Genomic DNA, 16,316 nt, shown 5'->3' on the forward strand with positions numbered 1-16,316 from the left:
CCTCCTATCTGCACAAGTCTGCAAACATTTTTTCCAGCGCTTTCATTTCCTGTTCATAAGTAGCCGGTGGCATTGTTTCTGCCTTCCGATTCCTCCAGGCATTGTATATGCGCTTTTGATCCTTGTTGAAATTCTTAATTACGTTCTTATCTGTCTCTGCTCGGATCGCCACAACTCGCCCCAGAGGAGTTTCAGGATCAATTCCGGCTATCAGGGATTTAAACTCATCCCAGCTAACAGATTCAAATTCTTTTGTTCGTATTCTCAACCCGTACTGCGTTAAAAAACTGGATACAATCAAGTCCCAGTCTTCAAATAGATCGTAGTACGGGTCACTGCTCTCCCTGGCTGGCTGTTTCTCCCATAACCAAGCTTACTGCTTCACTTATTACAATCATAAGATCCTTTGTATTAATTCCCAGCTTAACAATCTCTGCTTTTGCTTTCTCTGTAAACATCATTTCATAAGCCTGAAGCATTTCAGCCAAATTGGGGGGTTCTGCACTCATAATTCCCATAACCTTTAACATGGTGGGAGCATCTGCATTTACTTCCAGTTTCTTTCCCTTAATCATCAACGAAGGATTTCCTTCAAAAGTCAACTTCTCTGTAATATCAACCACTTTTGCCATCTGTAACTCCCTCCTTATACTTTAGCTGCTGTTGTTTTTGTAGTTGTTGTCGTTTCTGTGAACGTTGGTTTACCCTTGCACTTAACTTCAAACTCCAGCGCATCAACCGCCGTACTATCGCCACCTGCAGGAGTGGTCACATTGATAATTGCATCAAAAGCCACCTTTGCTCCGGATGGCATTTCCCATTCAAACGGAGCCACTACATCATTACCGGATTTCCATGCAAGACCTGCAACATAATCATTGCCCGGATCGCCATAGGTACGTTTACCCTGGAAAGAGAATGATAACTTTTTACTGGTCATCATTGCATCTCCCCAGCCCTCATGCTCCATGGCGTTCCACTCTTCTACGCCTCCTTCAATACTGGGGGCAAAATTCGTCAGGTTGGCAATCATGGTCATTGTATCTTTAAGTCCGTTTAAGCCGACTTTAAATTTATTATTATTTACGGGATATACTTTAGCAGTACAGTCCATATTTCTTACCTGTTCCTTTCATAAATAAAATCCAGCCAGATCACATATTCATACACTCCTGCATCATCTGTCCCTACGTCCTGCGGTTCAGGAACCATCAGGTGCAGGTAATTGATAAGGGTATCTCCTATGGTAAGGCTGGTAACACTTCTTAGTTTCTCAAACAGCTCAAAAGCCGCTCTCTCTGTTTCGTCCTTACTTTTATTCCAGTGGACCAGAAGAGAAACCGGCTTCGTATCGTAGGTGGTGCATTCCAATCCACCAATGGCAATATTGGCAGGTCCAGAAGACGGCCGGCTATAAACTCCAATGGATTTCTGACTTTTATTATCCAGTTTCCCCATGTAGACGTTATCATCTGTAGCAATGTTCAGGCTAGATATGTACTGGCGTACATCTTTTAAAGACAGCATCACACACCACCTACTTTCTTATATAACTTCTTAAATTCCTTTGGCGCAAAATCTGCCTTGCTTCCTCCAGGTAACCAATCTTCATACCACCGTCCTTTTGCATTTGGGTTCTCATGGGTTTGGAAATTATATTCCGGGTGAAAATACAAACGCCTTGCATAAGGAGTACTGGTTACAAGTTGAACCTTTCCTCTGGAGGAATCGGAATAATCAGCAAAGAAACTTTCCCCTTGAAGATTTCCTGTATCAAACGGCATAACCTGCGCCTGAAGAACCTCCGTGTGCAAAGCTTCTGCAGTCAGCTCTAAAGCTGTTACGGCAGCCTGTGTCAGTTGCCGGATCCGTGGCATATTCATTTTAACCGTTGATTTCACCTGCATTAGATTACCTCCAATGTGCAAAAGTTTACGGTACCGTCCGGATTCCGGTTCTTAGTCCCCTGCTCGATCCGCCTCTCTTCCCCAAATACAGTAACGGTACCCCCGCTTAAGGTTGGGAAGTCTGGCGCAATATCATCAGGAAACATGGCCGTTCCGGTTATCTGGACCAGCTTCTTTTCTGCTGTAAGGATTGTCTTTGCCCTGTCCTGAAAGTTGCACTTTAAATCTAAATCAGCCATATATTTAGGCTCTCCCAGGTTGTTAGTCTCTTCACTTTCAAGGTGGACCTTTATATTTGTCTTACATAGGCTTTTCGGTACTAAACATGGGTATTTCATAGGATCACCTCGCTAACCGGCAGCACAGGCCCGTCTGGGACAGCTGTGCGTATACGTCTCGTTTCATTGCCACGCCTTTATCCATAAACACATTCCAAGAGCTCCCAAACTGCGCCGACACTCCGTTGATACTGTAGCTGGACAGGATTGTGTTGATCTCATCAGCGTTTTCATGCTCGAAATCTGCCTGCAGACATACCACTTCCTGAATGACTTCCTGTTGAAACTCGGTCAAATTGGAAAATCCCCGGCCCACAATACGGTTGTAGGTCAGGGAATCAATATGGCGGCTGGCTTGACGGAGTGTTCTCTCCAGTTGATCATCTGGTACCGTGCTGCCTTTATAGATTTCTTTGTAATAATCCGGCGTTACATAGGGAACGTAGGTCATCTTACTCACCTGCTTTCTGGCTCGCAGATTTTCCTTTCTTTACTTCCTTATCAGGTTCTTTCTCTGCATTTTCTTCCGGGGCTTCAGGATTCTCCTGTTGGGGTTCGCCCTGATCTATGGCAGGATCTCCTAATTCTGGAAGATTCTCTACTTCATACCCATGGCTTTTGAACCAATGTAACAGGCGAGGATCCTCTGTCTCTCCCACGCCGTTTAAAAAAGGTACGCTGGCGGACGTACCTGTATACTGTTTGTTGGGTGCAAATACTTTCATGGAAACCCCTCCTTATTTTACTTTAATATTACGGAATGCCCCAGCGGCTTTGGAAGCCTTTAAGGCGATTGCTGCGTTCATTTCCACTTCACCCGTCTTTACTGCTCCTGCCGTTGTAAAGTCAGGAAGCCAGGTCTGCACCGGCGCTACTCCTGCAAAGGACACGCCGTGAAGTCCATCAAGCGCCAGCCTTGCTGCAAAGAGGGATGTGGTTCCTTTGGTTGCATCAATGTTCACCACTTCATCATTGGTTCCCGGTTTTGCTCCCAGATCTACGAAAGGAATATTTCCGTAAGCTTCCACGTTGGTTCCCCAATCACTCTTTGTCACCTGATACATGGAGGCGCGTCTTGCACATGCTCTCAGTTTGGAGATCAGTTTGGTGTTGCCTGCAATGAAAGAGGGTTCTCCATCAAGTCCGCGAAGGAATTCATCAAGCATATCCAGGAAGTATTGGAAATTATCCGTTACCATCTGGGATGTGGATAAATCAATAACTGATGCACCAGTATTGTATTCTGTTGAACTGCCAGCCAGGGCCTTTTCCAGACCATCAAAAGCATTACTGTCCACCGCACTGTCGCCATTAATAAAGGTATCATTAAACAATGCCTGAGCCGCCTTGATTTTCTGGGACTGCTGTAAATCGATTTCAGATACGATACCTCCCATATTGGCAATAACACGGTCAATCTGATAGGATCCACCAAACACCTTAATATCCACGGAATGACGCTCCTTGGTCACCTCATGAGGTGTATACTCCTTATTGATCTCACGGAACTGCGCCGTAGGCTGTGTTTTTAATCTGGTGTAGGAATAAGTAGGTGTTGCTCCGCCTCCGGTTGGTGAAACGGCATCATCGAACGTGATATGATCCAGGATCCAGTTAGACTTTCTGAATTCATCAATCACCCCGATCTGCAGGTCATCCTGCACATTTTTTCTTGCTTCTTCTAACGTAATAGCCATAGTCTTTTCATCTCCTTAATTTTTATTTAGATGGCATCTGTGCCTGAAGCGCTGCTTCAATGGCAGATTTCATATTTACCTTTCCATCATCGGTTTTGGTTCCTCCCTGGGACTGCTGACCGGGTGCGCCAAGAGGGCGGAACCCTGTATTCTTTGCTGGTTCTGCCTTTTCTTCTTTAAATAGAAACGGTTTAGATTCCTTTATGGACTTTAACTGCTCTTCCAAACCAGTTACCTTCCCATCATCAGAAAGAATCAGCTTAGACTTATCGAACAAGCCAGTTACCAGATCTGCGTCCTGAGCAGACTCGGCAATGGCCAGCTTAATGGCAGTGGAAAGTTTTAACTCCTTCATGTCAGCTTCGTTTTTCTCTAAGGCTGCTTTGTTTTCTGCCTGCAGGGTTTCGATCTGTTTTTTCAGCTCCGCATTGTCCCCGCTGTTCTTCTTTAAATCTTCCAGCTGCTTATCCCTGTCCTTGATATCCTTTTCAAGCTGTCCCTTTACCTGATTGGCTGCGTCATAATCAGTTTTAGGTACGTAAGATTCCAGCTCCTTTTTTGAAGCCTCTGCTGCTTTGGCTGCCTGATCCTCACTAATTCCCAGTGCGATAAATGCTTCTTTTTTCATAATCTCATCCTTTCTATGCAATAAAATAACGCCCAGGTTATCCTGCGCGCTTTATCTGTAATAATTTTTAATTATATCGGATCCTCTCTTATCCGGTTCATACTGCCTCCGATCTGTTGCGACGGTCGCAACTTTTGAATATAAGAATACCGTACCTCGGACTAATGAAAACACTTATATATTTTCCATATCACAGTTATCACTGCAAGTATTAACCATGTTATCAGTAAACAAGTCTTGATTATAAAATACATTTGTATCATAGATTTCTCCATAAAAATACCACCGGCCATTTTACTGACAGATGGTATTAAATCCTTCCTTGCTTTTTTAGTTCTTTAATTTCTTCTGGCATGAGCTTAATAGGACATGCTGGCATTGAAAGCCTGTCTTTATACGCCTCATAGGCTTCTTTTTCTTTCTCTGACTTATTCATGGAATAATTTTTAACTCCAATCTACTTATTTTACAATAGAACTACCTTTAGAGGCGACCAGCTTTTCTAAGATTTTCTATTTCTTCTTCTGTAAGTTTTTTGGGTTTTAATGGCTCTGCCATTTTTTCTTCCCAGTTTTTTCTTTCTTCTTCATTCATTTCGTCCGGATATGAACTCATGGCACTACCTCCAGTTCCACTTTATCTTCTTGATTTAATATTACTCTGTATACGCAGTCTTTGTCAAGGAGCAACTCCCTTTGTTGAGGAAATTTACTGACTTTTTCAATATATGCTCCTGCTGTTCCTTTTGGCGCAAATATAGCAATTTGATACTTCTTTTTTAATGCCCTTCCTGGTATCACTGAAGTACTTACAAATTGTTGCCAGGTAAATATATCTCCTGTCTTAAATCCCGTCAAAGGATTAATGTCCATATTTCTATAACAAATTATATCTTGTTTAAGTCTATGCTTCTTCAATGCTCTCGATATCACATCTGAGTACTTCATGATTTCATAATTTTTTTCCATATCTCCCCTTAGCATTGCATTAAGCTTTAAATAAAATTTGTTATCATCAGGCTCAAAGGAATTATAGGTATACTTACTTATTGCATGGGATTCCTCATCTGTAAGGAGTCCTATCCACTCGTCATATTCTTCTCTAAGTACCTTTACTACCTCCTGTTGTGGGACAGCCCTAAAATTAGCCAGCGGCTTCTTTGATCGCATATATGCATTACTATCTATATCCCCGGTTTTAAACCTGATATGATTCCACTGTTTAGCTTTCCTTTCATAGTGCTGTTGATTTTCTTCATCTAAGGAATATTCCGCAAGCCTGCCATACTTATCCGCCTGTCTCTGATTGTATTGCTGATCCTGCTCCTGCTTATAAGATTTTTCAATAGATTTTAGTTCTTCTCTGGTCCAGGTATCTTCTGCTGTAGATATCCCAGGAAAATATGTGCTGTGACTATCTTTGCACCTTGGGTGATAGAGTCCTCTTGCAATGGCTGCGCTCATAAGGGGATACGGACCATCAGAAGCCTTACCTCCACTCCACACATCGTCAATCAGAACTTTTCCTACAAACGGGAGACACTTGGGACAGGGGTTTCCTCGCTTGTTCACAATCACGGTACTGATTCCCCATTCCTGACGTTTCTCCCCCTCTCCCTGCAAGTAGGCCCGCTTACTGGCTGTCCGGATTGCCATGTCCGCATAGTCTGACAGAACATGGCGTGCACCATTTTTATACTCCACACAGTTAAGCCCACGGGAAAGCATATCCTTGGTAGCCATATCCACTGCCTTTTCATAAGTACCCGCCCCAGAGTTAGCATACACCTGGGCATTAAAAATAGCCTTACGATACTGGTCATTGGCCATTCGTAAGACTGCTGTTTCTGCTTTCTTCATATCATTACCGGTCGCTTTGATCAGGGCATCCAGCTTCCGGATATTAAGTTTAAAAAACTCCGCCTGCATGGCTGCCGAAGCGGGCTTATAGTTTTTAAAGCCGTTCTTGATAGCCCGGAGGATCTGCGTCTCCTGCTTCATACCTCCCTGCTGTCTGGCCTGCCAGATAAGCTCCCCGATCTGGGCATTTATGTTTTTAAACTGCTTGCTGTACTTCTTCTGATTTTCCAGCTTATATTTCTCCAGAGCCTTAAGCTGCTCTGTCTGCCACATGGACCAGTCATAACCTTCTTTAAGTTCCTCAGCTTTATGCCGGTCCATATTCCGGATCATGGATGAGATAAGTTCCTGCTCGATCGCTTCAAACGCAGCGGAGATATCATACTCATTCATATGATCACCTTCCGTTTGCTAAAACTTTATATCCCCGTGCCTTAAACTGCCGGGTAAGTTCTTTCAGCTGGGTAATGCTTTTGCACTTATCACACCGGAGCTCTGCATAACCCTTTTTTTCAACGGCGTAAATGCCAAATGGAACCTGCTCACTTGCTACTTTCAGGAGCCCCTGGTACTCGATCTGGCTCATTTGGTACGGGCGGTTCATCACCTTCACTTTCATCTACCTTTACCCCTTCCGTATTTAGTCCAGGCTCTTCTGTTTCAAAGATCCCCTGCTCAATCTTGATCCGCTTGACTTCCTCTGCCTTTTCATCTTCTGTCAGAGTATCGCCGTACATTTCATCTATGGACTTCTCTATGCTCATGACTCCACTGGTTCGCGCCTTACCGACCGTCTCCACAACGGCATCAAAGCCCGGAGCTGCATACTCTCCAAACTTGACGGAAACCTTATACTCCCCAAGAGCCTTTTCCTGCATCTGGTCATAAGTCATCATAATTTTGCTTACCAGCTCAGGGAGAACTTTGCACAGCACCTTAACCAGTGTTCCTCTGGTATGAGTGGTGATCTTTTCCTTTTCCCTCTGGCTTTCTGCATTGTCCGTCTTTTTCAGATCAATGCCAAGAGTAGCCGGAGAAATGATCCCCTGCAGAACCAGATCCAGAAAGGAAGTATAGCTGTTTAGATACGCTTCGTAAGATATCTGGGGCTGAACTACTTCAATTTTATCGCTGTAACCTTCTTTCTTTACTGCACCGATGGCTATGTAATCATTATCAAACTCATTCGGTTCTATCAGCTGCCCTGTATTGGGATTCCTGGGAACCATATCCTCAGGAATGTACCGGTTGACTCTTCCTTTTCTCACCGCATCAAGCCACTGGCTGATCACTTCGTCCAAAGCGTCCAGATCGTCCGTCTTTCCCTCAAACAGCGCTTTCCCTCGCCCCTTCCACTTACTTGATGTGAAAAAGATAAGGGGTACCCCCATGATGTATTCTCCATCATAAGCGGTGTCTTCATAAATTGCTGTTTCCGGAAGAGTCTTAAGCGGAACTTCTCCACCGGCATCATCAAAAAGTTTATAAAGCACATACCCTTTTCCGTAAGTCTCCTCTAAGCGATATTCCTTTTCTTTGTTATCCGGATATGAGTAATTTGTGGAAAAGACAATCTCGGTTAACCTGCCCCGCTGATATTTGTACTCCACCCGATCCGCCTCATAAAATTCTATGATCGGATATTTACTGACCTGATCCAAACTTATTTTAAAAGCGCCATCACCGGCTGACAGCGCGCCGGCCACCGCTTCGCCCAGGAGTCCTTCAAAGTCATTATCCTCTGCAATCTGATCCCATAATTCCTTTAAAGGTTGATTATCCCCTTTTTCTCCAAAGCTGATATCGTTTAGATCTGCAGTTATAATATCCTTAAATCGATCCACCACGATTCCTACAATGCCGGAATGGATCTTTCTTACCTTCCGGTATGGAACGGAAGCCCAGAACCTTGCCTTAAACACATCACAGTAAGCGGTCTGTTTGAAAAACTGTTCCAGCTCTGACGGATCTCCACGGTACCAGATCTTATTTTTTAGTACATTGCCTTGAAAGGAAAGCGGTTCTTTTATGACCACCTGCCTCTCTTTTGCTCCCACAATCTTAAGCAATTTAAAATACATATCCTTAAACCAACCCACTTATGAAGCCCTCCTTCCTGTTCCGATTTTTACTTCGTATGGCAGCCATGCATACTGCACGCTGTTTACCATGTGATCGTTTCTATCTTCTGGTGTATTGTCCTTATCTTCCAACCAGCTGTATACTTCAAGCTCCCGGATATAATTTGAGCAGGTATCAACAATATAGAAACATGGCTTTGCTCCTGCATCGGCAAACCAGTTTAACTGATTGATAATACGGTCAATGATCTGCTCTTTCTTCCAGGCATCATTGAAATTGTAAACGCAGCCATTCAGTCGCTTGTATTTTAAAAACTCGGTTATTGTTGCCTGATCCGCAGAGTCGATAAAGGTATCTCTTGCAAATCCCCATTCGTTCCGGTTGCGATCAAGGAAGTCAATAAAGTTATGGACCGTATCTGTAGGGGCCAGGGGCGTCCCCAGGTCTGCGTTGTTGTACACCTTCTCATCAAGCACAATGCAGTTGCCACGGTTCGTGATCCCGATAAAGCTCATAGAAATGGTATCCGGTGACTTCTGGGAATAGGACGTATCAAGCCCTGCAGAGAAGTGTACAAACCATTCTGTCTGGTGGCGGTCGTTCTGATTCCGTATAAACTGTTTTGCATAAGCCTTACTGACCACATGCTTTTTCCGGTCAAAGTTTGGGAAGATCAAGCCGGTTGCCTTACCTCGTAAGCCCTGGATCTTGTTCTTCCAGATCTTCGTACCTTTCGGAGTATTCCGGATAATGTTTTCCAGTTTCTCCTTTGACAGACCCAAATTATGCGTAAAAGAAAAGAACCAATGCACCCAGCCGGGCTTTGGTTCCTCTCGTAATTCTTCCAGTATTTCTTTTGGTGTCTCCTCCTGCCACTCAGTAAGCGGACGGGAACAGTTAATATATTCTTTGTAGACCGGCAGGTTCGGATCATCAGGATTGAGTGTCCCCATCAGGTAATCACACCGCATGGCTGACTCTCTTACAAACTCAATATCTGCAGTGTTGATCTCGTCTATGTACAGGCAGCCATACTGACCGCCCAGGGCTTTCTGCCACTTCTTCTTATCGCCATAACCCAAGACGTAGATAACTTTATCTCCTCCTGAAGTATGGAAGAGAATGTGCGGGATCTTATCGTCCTTGGTACCGTTGCCGTTGTATTCAGTCAGTATCCCGAAGTCGTCTATAATCCCCAGATCCTTGTTGATGATGTTCTTCTCAGCAGTTCCGGTATCCTTTGCAGCTATGATGTGCAGCTTCTTGGGGCTCTCCGCAACCTTAAGCATGAATTTAAAAAGACCGACTGTTGTTTTACCCGCAGCCGTAGTTAAGTTCCCTCAAGGAATTCAACCGGCGCTTTACATTGCAAAAATGCTTTGTACTTGTCAGACAATAATAATCTTTCGGAACTCATGAGGAACAATCACCTCCCTGCATCTGCTTAATCATATCATCAAGCTTGGTTTTCTCTGTTTCCAGGGTACCTGATACATTGTTTTCAACCTTGGTTGTATATCCGTATTTGCTCATCCATAGTCCGGCCAACTGTGAAGGTATCACCTGCAATTCAAATTTCTTCCTGGCATCAACCTCGCATTCCTCACGTATGCGCGTAACGATGTCAGTATACTTCTTCATCTTCGCATAATGATCATAAAACTGCTGTCTAGAAATCCCCACAAATACACAGAACCCCTCAATTGTATAAGTGATGCTTCGCTTTAACTTGGCACTGACAAATTCGCTATTCTTGGAACTGAAATCATGAGTAAGGACCTCCTGATTATCACAATCAGCTTTGTATTTTTCCCATAACTGTTCCATTTCTTCAGGAGTTTTAATCTTTAATGGTCTTCCCATGAATTCACTTCCTTTCTATTTTTGTATAATAGAGATACTTATACTGTAATAATTTGTATTTTTATGTCATATTTTCAGATACTAACAATTAATCCACAATTATTTCCACATTATTGTGGATAACTGTCGTTTTGGGTATTAAAAAAGAGACGGGGTTGGCCGCCTCTGTACTCCATTGACTGTTATTCTATAGTTTGTTTTTGTCATAGATTAGTCTTTCATAATTTTCATCCTTTATCAGCTCTTTTATCAACAACTCTTTAACTTTACCATTTTTACATATTTCTAATATTCCTACTAATTTCTCTCCTCCATGGATATCTACATATACTAAATTAACACCATTTTTTATAAAATAATCAAAAAAATCCTTTATTTTTTCCTTATTAGCATCTCTAAAATTATCCCATAGTTTCAACTCAATAGTTTCTTTAGTGGATAATATTAATTTATCTATGATATTTCTTCTCCGGTCAACTTTATCATTTAATGAAATATCAATCAAATCATAGACTTCACTCACTTGAGATGCAAGTGTAATTATATTCTGTAGCTCAATAACTTCTTCGTACTCTTTTGAATCATCATTAGATAAAATCTTTTTACCAACGCCGTCTAACATAACATTCATTTTTCCAATTAAAAGCCTCAAATCATTAACAGAGTTTTCAATAAACTTATTGGAATTATTATCTCTTAAGATCTCCAAATATCGTTTAAACATATCGGACCATTGTTTGCTCAAAAAATCTTTAATTTGAATAACTTTTTCAAATTCTATCATAGAGATATGACCTATCCCTTTTATTTCTCGAATAAAGCGAAAAACATTAATGTCTTTTGTGTTCCTAAAATTTATACTTTCTTTATCAATCTCAATTTTTTCATAATTGGCCTCATAAACTTCAAATAAACTTTATTATCAATAAATGCGTATAGCGGAATACCATTGTTTACTGCCTTTTTGAATTCATTTCTAGTTACTGACATGTATTCTTTGAATTCATCTTTTGATTCACCAGTTGCGGGGCTGCCGTAATTTCCTCCAATAATCAAGAGAACCATATCAGCACTTTTCATGGTCTCATAGCAAGAATCATCCAAAGGTCTTCCTGGAGTATAGCCGATATCCCCATCTTCAAACATTATCGGCTCAAAATCATGTGCTTTAATGAAATTAGACAAATCTTCCCTAATATATTTTAAGTCATAAAAAGTTGAACTCACAAATATTCTCGGCTTCATATTCTTTTCTCCCCCAAATGTATTTTTTCAATTATACACTAAAAATTGCCAAAAGAAAAGAGACGGGGTTGGCCGCCTCTCATATCGTATTTATCTATCAATTCATATACTTAAAAAGGTCCATCTTCATCTTCCGCATCATAATCTCTTCCATTTGGAAACATATCCGCATCATCTTCATACCCTTCAAATTCCTCTTCCAGTTCAGTATTATTCATCTTCTTATCTCCTTCCTGGTTTTCTTGTTGGTTTGCGTCTCGCGTGCTTATAATATAAGCTATATTATATCTTAAATAAATCTAATTAACAATACCTTTTGATATTAAAATGTAAAAACACCCATCAAGGCTTTTACCAAGACAGGTGTCAAAAAAAGGAAATCAGCATATGAATAGGGGCAGGCTAAATATGAACTTAGGAAAATAACTCCCTATAATACCATCATATACCGCGCTGCTTTGTCCCGTGATAATTTTTTTAAATCAGTCACCGGGCTGTTACACCCGGCAACCGTAGGGGCTATTTTTTTGTGTATTCAAGAATTACGTTTGCTACACTTCCTGAGTACGACCCGTTGTTATTTAAGAAGCAATAATATATGATTCCATTAATGTTATCATAATACATATTTATAGCCCCATTTATACCGTCCGGTAAATTGTATGATGTTTGTAACGTAAGTTGAACCACGTTATTGTTTTCTTTTGTGTTTCCGTACAAATTAACCAGGCAATCAATTGCAAGATCAGAGACATTAGCAAAGGCAGTTGAACCAACGCTATCCTTGGCAAGCTTCCCGACAATCACCTTCCGGTAAATCGTCTTACCGTCAATCCACTTGCCGCACACAGTCTCCTCTGTAGAGTACACATTTTCTGTAGCTGAGCTACCGCCACCGCAGCAACCATCACCACAACTCACCATCTGTAAACAAAATCTGTTTTCCATAATTCTATTTCCTCCTCTGTTCTTTTTCCAAATTTATCTAATCTTGGATATTAATAAAATACCATATTGACTTGTCCCGTGAGTGCCCCTCTTTTTAGAATTATTTTTTCTGGCTTAACAGCCAGTAAAATTTCCGGCGCCGATCATAATACATTTTTCTACCACAAGGGATACCCATAATCATCTTCAGATAATGATATGTTACGTCTTCTTCTGTTACGGCCTTAAGTATGTACTGATAAATATCCGGGTCTGCCTCAATAGCCGTCTGCTCTATCAACTTACAGTTCTGTTCCAACATGGCACGCCTGATCGCCAACTGCTGAGTAGCGTTACCGACATTCCGGCTCGTAGGCATGTCAGTGATCTCCATGGCACCCACCGTATCTGTTTTATATTTAAGCTCGTCTTTCCATTCGCTATACTGCAAGCACCAGTAATACAGTTCCCAGAAGCGATTTTTACTGATCCCGTACTTACTGTGATTCAATGGCCTTACATTTCCCAAACTGTCACCTCCCCGCTGTCAACTTCTTTTTTGCTCTGTTCTTTTTCTGCTTATACAACTCTGCATAGGTCATGGTTGCGGTCTTACTCGGATCTGCAAGGCTTGCCACCTGAACTAAGTGAGAAAACTTCCTGACTACAATCATCTTTTCCAATTCAATCTGGACTCCTCGGACGAAGTCTTTCCGGTAACTCTTGTAAGTAAACTTGTCCCCTACTTTTACAGACTGTTTAAACTCTGCCAGATCGCGCATTGTAATACCTGGGTCCTCCGGTTCAGTCTCTATACCATCAGATGCAACAGTTCCCACCATCTCAAATGCATACCGTTTCCCGTAGGTCCTTCCCTCACGGGCGTAATCTCTTATGGCCTGCCTGGGAATGGTTAGCAGATCCCCCCACTCCTTAGTGGTATGCTCTCCCAACAGCTTCCCCTTATCATACACAGCATATAAGGTTTTAAATGCCATCTGCCTTATCTCCCTTCTTCGGCTGATATAAACTTCCTACCGCAAACAATCTCCCGTGATCTTTGCAGCTGCAGCTTGTCCTATTCGAATCAGCTGGATAATACTTCCCACAATACATACATTTCTTCTGGATATTACTGAATTTAGTATTTTCCATCTGCTTCCTCCCTCTTTCGCCTTGGCGGCTTCCTGCGCTTCGGATCTGGACACAGGCTTGTAAATAAAAATGCTGGATCTATTGCGCTTCCGGTCATAACCGGCGGTGCCTTTATAGCTGCATCCGCCTCGGCCTGTATGCGACTGTTTACACTGGCTCTGTCTGCTCTGCAGTCTTTTGATGATTTTCTCAATGTATCCCTCCTTTTGGAATTTTCTCTTAACCTGCTTAAGATACCTTTAATTAAATCCGATAATTTAACGTATAGTTTCAAAATATTTAAAGGGTAGGTAAAAGTATGGAAAATGAAAATGTTTTAAAATTTGGATTAGGCATTAAAATATGGTGCGTAATCAGCATTTTAGGTAGTATTTTGAGCTCCTTAACAAACTTTATTTATGGAAATTACAGTGTAGGTGTTGCATGCATTGCTACTGTAATATTCTACGTCTGGTTACTTCTAAGTAAAAAGCGTATGGCATTTTACTTGATTGTTTTCGTAGCTGTCGCGCGCCTCATAATAGACCTTATTGTTTTAAAAACCCCAATGGCATTCTTGGGATTGGGTAATTGTTTGATTACATACGCGTTTCTCTATAAATACTGGAAACAAATGAAATAATTTTTTTAACACGTATCTTCATTTCAAATGGTTGATACGTGTTTTTTTTATTTCAGTTTTGCTAATTTATAGCAATAAAAAACCAACTACCGAGTATTGATAGTTGGTTGCTCTATTATTCTATTATCATTCAATGACATCAAGGGTTGCTAAATATGTTCTTATCTTTTCATTAAGTTCACTAAATTTGGTATTGATTTCATCTGTACGATTGTAGTCCTCCGTTGAAAAGCTTTCCTTTTCTTCTTGTGAAGCCATTATTAAAACATTCCATCTTCTTTCAAAAGTTTTTAATTGCCTATTACACAATTGAAAAATAATATTATATTTATTAAATAAATCACTTTGAATAAAGGGTGCATTGGAGTTCAAAGCATCTTGAGCTACAATAGCTTTTTCAACAGCATCCGAATATAACTTATTTTCATATTCTTTTTGCGCTTTCTCATCAGCAATTTTTGTTGTAACCCCTGTAGGGATCAATAAACTAATGTCCTTTACCAAATCAAAAAAAGCTTTTGACAATTCCTTGTAAATACTGAATTCTGTATCAAATTTTGTTTTGCTGATATAAATTTTATTATCGAGATTATATTTGTATTTTTCTAATTCTTTATTAAGCTTCAATGAATATTTTTCTTCTAATCTCCTGGCTATTTGTTCTGCTGAAAATTTAATAATTGCAAGAATAATTACTCCGACACCACCAAAACCAGCTATTATTCCCAAGACTATTTCCCAAATTTCTCCCATTAGAAACTCTACCCCCAGCCTTATGTATTATATATATAGGATACACCGTTTACTGCCAACTATCAATATTCAATTATCAAAGTTCGTCTATTTCAACTTCATCTGTTCCACCGGTTCAAAGTTCATCCACAACGTCTCCACCCTCGGAAGACTATTCTGCGCTCTGGCCGGAATCTGTAATTTCCTCCAGCCCTTCAAATACCTTTCATACAACTTACTGTCATATCCGGAAAGCATTATCTTAGCCCGGCTACTGATCACCGTCTTCAATAGCTCCTCATGATCCTTGTCAGACATTTCATACCGATACTGTTTCCTGGTCCGTGTTGACAATACATAAGGAGGATCCAGGTAGATCAGCACATTCTCATGATCAAAGGCTCTGATCAGCTCCAGCGCCGGCTTATTCTCAATCTGTACGCCTTTCAGCCTGATCGCCATATCTGCCAGTGCTTCCGGAAGACGATTCCAATACCTGACTGCATAGGCAGCTTCCCTGCCGTTAACATCTTTCTTCCAGCCACACTTCTCAGTCAGCCGAAATCCATGACTCTGCATAGATCGAATTGCAAAGTACCCAGCCTGCTCCACCGGTGACTCCGGCTTCTTTGTAAACGATTCATCGTACACCTGTCTGGAATACGGTGTATATGTAAGCCATTCCTGCAGTTCCTGACGGCTTTCCGGATTCTGTATCACCCGGAAGAAATTCACCACATTACCATCAAGGTCATTCACTGTCTCGATCTTGGAAGGAAGCTTTTCGAAGAACATGCCCCCTCCACCAAAGTACGGATCTAAATAGCTGTGATGCTCTGGCATATTTTCAATTATCCATGAGGCGATCCGTTTCTTGCTGCCAGGATAATGTAATAATGATTTCATTCATTCCTCCTTAAACTACCCTGCTAAACCGTTCCTTTAAATGCCACTTCCAGTCAGCCACCATATTCTCATGCTTCGCCCGCTCTATTGCCATCTCTTTCAGTAAATGCGCACACTGGGTTTTCTCAAAATCGTTGATCTGGTTATATGTATTCAGGATATTGCAAATATGATCTCCCATTTGACAGCCTCCGCAGACCTTGTCCAATTCTTCCTGATCGCTAATCTCTCCAGGATACCGGCACAGGTGATCACATACATGCTCCATCATAGGAGTTACCATCTTTAACATTTCATTTTCTTCTACCAACTTTAGCTCCTTTCTCTTTCTGACAATAAAAAAACTACCAGCTCAATACTGATAGTTAGTAACTATTTTAGATATCAATTATAGAATAAAAACAAAGACTATAAA

Annotated in this window: 27 protein-coding genes and 1 pseudogene; 1 reads left to right on the top strand and 27 read right to left on the bottom strand. The window is 41.3% G+C overall.

What is annotated here, in order from left to right:
• Nucleotides 1-4: 4 nt before the first annotated feature.
• The 24 genes and pseudogenes from DS742_RS19195 to DS742_RS19295 all read right to left on the bottom strand — a co-directional run.
• Nucleotides 5-319, bottom strand: a pseudogene (locus tag DS742_RS19195) (Gp15 family bacteriophage protein); the annotation flags it as partial.
• 13 nt (nucleotides 320-332) lie between these two features.
• Nucleotides 333-632, bottom strand: a complete 300-nt coding sequence (locus DS742_RS19200; RefSeq protein ID WP_117418586.1) for a hypothetical protein — start codon at nucleotides 630-632, stop codon at nucleotides 333-335.
• Between the two features lie 14 nt (nucleotides 633-646).
• On the bottom strand, nucleotides 647-1,114 hold the full coding sequence (locus tag DS742_RS19205; protein WP_117418587.1) for a phage tail tube protein: 468 nt from the start codon (nucleotides 1,112-1,114) through the stop codon (nucleotides 647-649).
• A gap of 5 nt (nucleotides 1,115-1,119) precedes the next feature.
• A complete protein-coding gene (locus tag DS742_RS19210) occupies nucleotides 1,120-1,527 on the bottom strand; it encodes a phage tail terminator protein (RefSeq protein ID WP_117418588.1) in 408 nt (135 codons plus the stop codon).
• Entirely contained in the window at nucleotides 1,527-1,907 is a 381-nt protein-coding gene (locus tag DS742_RS19215) for a hypothetical protein (protein ID WP_117418589.1), read from the bottom strand. Before DS742_RS19215 ends, DS742_RS19210 begins: the two co-directional genes overlap by 1 nt.
• On the bottom strand, nucleotides 1,907-2,146 hold the full coding sequence (locus DS742_RS19220; RefSeq protein ID WP_242996624.1) for a hypothetical protein: 240 nt from the start codon (nucleotides 2,144-2,146) through the stop codon (nucleotides 1,907-1,909). Before DS742_RS19220 ends, DS742_RS19215 begins: the two co-directional genes overlap by 1 nt.
• 103 nt (nucleotides 2,147-2,249) lie before the next feature.
• The gene (locus DS742_RS19225; RefSeq protein ID WP_117418591.1) at nucleotides 2,250-2,636 is read right to left on the bottom strand and encodes a head-tail connector protein; all 387 of its coding nucleotides are present in this window, start codon (nucleotides 2,634-2,636) and stop codon (nucleotides 2,250-2,252) included.
• Between the two features lies 1 nt (nucleotide 2,637).
• On the bottom strand, nucleotides 2,638-2,910 hold the full coding sequence (locus DS742_RS19230; RefSeq protein ID WP_117418592.1) for a hypothetical protein: 273 nt from the start codon (nucleotides 2,908-2,910) through the stop codon (nucleotides 2,638-2,640).
• A gap of 12 nt (nucleotides 2,911-2,922) precedes the next feature.
• A complete protein-coding gene (locus DS742_RS19235; protein WP_117418593.1) occupies nucleotides 2,923-3,882 on the bottom strand; it encodes a major capsid protein in 960 nt (319 codons plus the stop codon).
• A gap of 22 nt (nucleotides 3,883-3,904) precedes the next feature.
• Nucleotides 3,905-4,510: a phage scaffolding protein gene (locus DS742_RS19240; protein WP_117418594.1), complete on the bottom strand. Its 606-nt coding sequence runs from the start codon at nucleotides 4,508-4,510 to the stop codon at nucleotides 3,905-3,907.
• A gap of 310 nt (nucleotides 4,511-4,820) precedes the next feature.
• Complete coding sequence (locus tag DS742_RS29810; protein WP_278336080.1) at nucleotides 4,821-4,946, bottom strand: hypothetical protein; 126 nt, start codon at nucleotides 4,944-4,946, stop codon at nucleotides 4,821-4,823.
• Between the two features lie 47 nt (nucleotides 4,947-4,993).
• On the bottom strand, nucleotides 4,994-5,125 hold the full coding sequence (locus tag DS742_RS29815) for a hypothetical protein (RefSeq protein WP_278336081.1): 132 nt from the start codon (nucleotides 5,123-5,125) through the stop codon (nucleotides 4,994-4,996).
• Nucleotides 5,122-6,762, bottom strand: a complete 1,641-nt coding sequence (locus DS742_RS19245) for a phage minor capsid protein (protein WP_117418595.1) — start codon at nucleotides 6,760-6,762, stop codon at nucleotides 5,122-5,124. The genes DS742_RS29815 and DS742_RS19245 overlap by 4 nt, the downstream gene beginning before the upstream one ends.
• Nucleotides 6,763-6,766: 4 nt before the next feature.
• The gene (locus DS742_RS19250; RefSeq protein WP_242996626.1) at nucleotides 6,767-6,988 is read right to left on the bottom strand and encodes a hypothetical protein; all 222 of its coding nucleotides are present in this window, start codon (nucleotides 6,986-6,988) and stop codon (nucleotides 6,767-6,769) included.
• Nucleotides 6,912-8,468, bottom strand: a complete 1,557-nt coding sequence (locus tag DS742_RS19255; protein WP_117418596.1) for a phage portal protein — start codon at nucleotides 8,466-8,468, stop codon at nucleotides 6,912-6,914. The genes DS742_RS19250 and DS742_RS19255 overlap by 77 nt, the downstream gene beginning before the upstream one ends.
• The gene (locus DS742_RS19260; RefSeq protein ID WP_341457668.1) at nucleotides 8,469-9,740 is read right to left on the bottom strand and encodes a terminase; all 1,272 of its coding nucleotides are present in this window, start codon (nucleotides 9,738-9,740) and stop codon (nucleotides 8,469-8,471) included.
• A 124-nt stretch (nucleotides 9,741-9,864) separates the two neighbouring features.
• Complete coding sequence (locus tag DS742_RS19265; RefSeq protein ID WP_117418597.1) at nucleotides 9,865-10,314, bottom strand: terminase small subunit; 450 nt, start codon at nucleotides 10,312-10,314, stop codon at nucleotides 9,865-9,867.
• A gap of 187 nt (nucleotides 10,315-10,501) precedes the next feature.
• Nucleotides 10,502-11,098, bottom strand: coding sequence for a hypothetical protein (locus DS742_RS19270; RefSeq protein WP_117418598.1), 597 nt, complete (start codon nucleotides 11,096-11,098; stop codon nucleotides 10,502-10,504).
• Nucleotides 11,099-11,169: 71 nt separating this feature from the next.
• Nucleotides 11,170-11,559 carry a DUF4062 domain-containing protein gene (locus tag DS742_RS19275; protein WP_117418599.1) on the bottom strand — a complete coding sequence of 130 codons (390 nt, stop codon included), beginning with the start codon at nucleotides 11,557-11,559 and terminating at the stop codon, nucleotides 11,170-11,172.
• Between the two features lie 519 nt (nucleotides 11,560-12,078).
• The gene (locus tag DS742_RS19280) at nucleotides 12,079-12,507 is read right to left on the bottom strand and encodes a hypothetical protein (protein WP_117418600.1); all 429 of its coding nucleotides are present in this window, start codon (nucleotides 12,505-12,507) and stop codon (nucleotides 12,079-12,081) included.
• Between the two features lie 100 nt (nucleotides 12,508-12,607).
• On the bottom strand, nucleotides 12,608-13,015 hold the full coding sequence (locus DS742_RS19285; protein ID WP_117418601.1) for a hypothetical protein: 408 nt from the start codon (nucleotides 13,013-13,015) through the stop codon (nucleotides 12,608-12,610).
• Nucleotides 13,016-13,019: 4 nt separating this feature from the next.
• A complete protein-coding gene (locus DS742_RS19290) occupies nucleotides 13,020-13,484 on the bottom strand; it encodes a hypothetical protein (RefSeq protein ID WP_117418602.1) in 465 nt (154 codons plus the stop codon).
• A complete protein-coding gene (locus DS742_RS28965; protein ID WP_170313525.1) occupies nucleotides 13,474-13,641 on the bottom strand; it encodes a hypothetical protein in 168 nt (55 codons plus the stop codon). The genes DS742_RS19290 and DS742_RS28965 overlap by 11 nt, the downstream gene beginning before the upstream one ends.
• Entirely contained in the window at nucleotides 13,628-13,834 is a 207-nt protein-coding gene (locus DS742_RS19295) for a hypothetical protein (RefSeq protein WP_117418603.1), read from the bottom strand. The genes DS742_RS28965 and DS742_RS19295 overlap by 14 nt, the downstream gene beginning before the upstream one ends.
• A 105-nt stretch (nucleotides 13,835-13,939) precedes the next feature.
• Between DS742_RS19295 and DS742_RS19300 the strand changes: the two genes are divergently transcribed.
• Nucleotides 13,940-14,263: a hypothetical protein gene (locus DS742_RS19300; RefSeq protein WP_117418604.1), complete on the top strand. Its 324-nt coding sequence runs from the start codon at nucleotides 13,940-13,942 to the stop codon at nucleotides 14,261-14,263.
• A 126-nt stretch (nucleotides 14,264-14,389) separates the two neighbouring features.
• Here DS742_RS19300 and DS742_RS19305 read toward each other — a convergent pair whose 3' ends face one another.
• The 3 genes from DS742_RS19305 to DS742_RS19315 all read right to left on the bottom strand — a co-directional run bounded on the left by DS742_RS19305 (nucleotide 14,390) and on the right by DS742_RS19315 (nucleotide 16,211).
• Nucleotides 14,390-15,016: a hypothetical protein gene (locus DS742_RS19305; RefSeq protein ID WP_117418605.1), complete on the bottom strand. Its 627-nt coding sequence runs from the start codon at nucleotides 15,014-15,016 to the stop codon at nucleotides 14,390-14,392.
• An 87-nt stretch (nucleotides 15,017-15,103) separates the two neighbouring features.
• The gene (locus DS742_RS19310) at nucleotides 15,104-15,901 is read right to left on the bottom strand and encodes a DNA adenine methylase (protein ID WP_117418606.1); all 798 of its coding nucleotides are present in this window, start codon (nucleotides 15,899-15,901) and stop codon (nucleotides 15,104-15,106) included.
• A 10-nt stretch (nucleotides 15,902-15,911) separates the two neighbouring features.
• Nucleotides 15,912-16,211, bottom strand: coding sequence for a hypothetical protein (locus DS742_RS19315; protein WP_117418607.1), 300 nt, complete (start codon nucleotides 16,209-16,211; stop codon nucleotides 15,912-15,914).
• Nucleotides 16,212-16,316: the final 105 nt, after the last annotated feature.

The organism is Lacrimispora amygdalina (assembly GCF_003432035.1).
In the GTDB taxonomy this organism is placed as follows: Bacteria; Bacillota; Clostridia; order Lachnospirales; family Lachnospiraceae; genus Lacrimispora; species Lacrimispora amygdalina.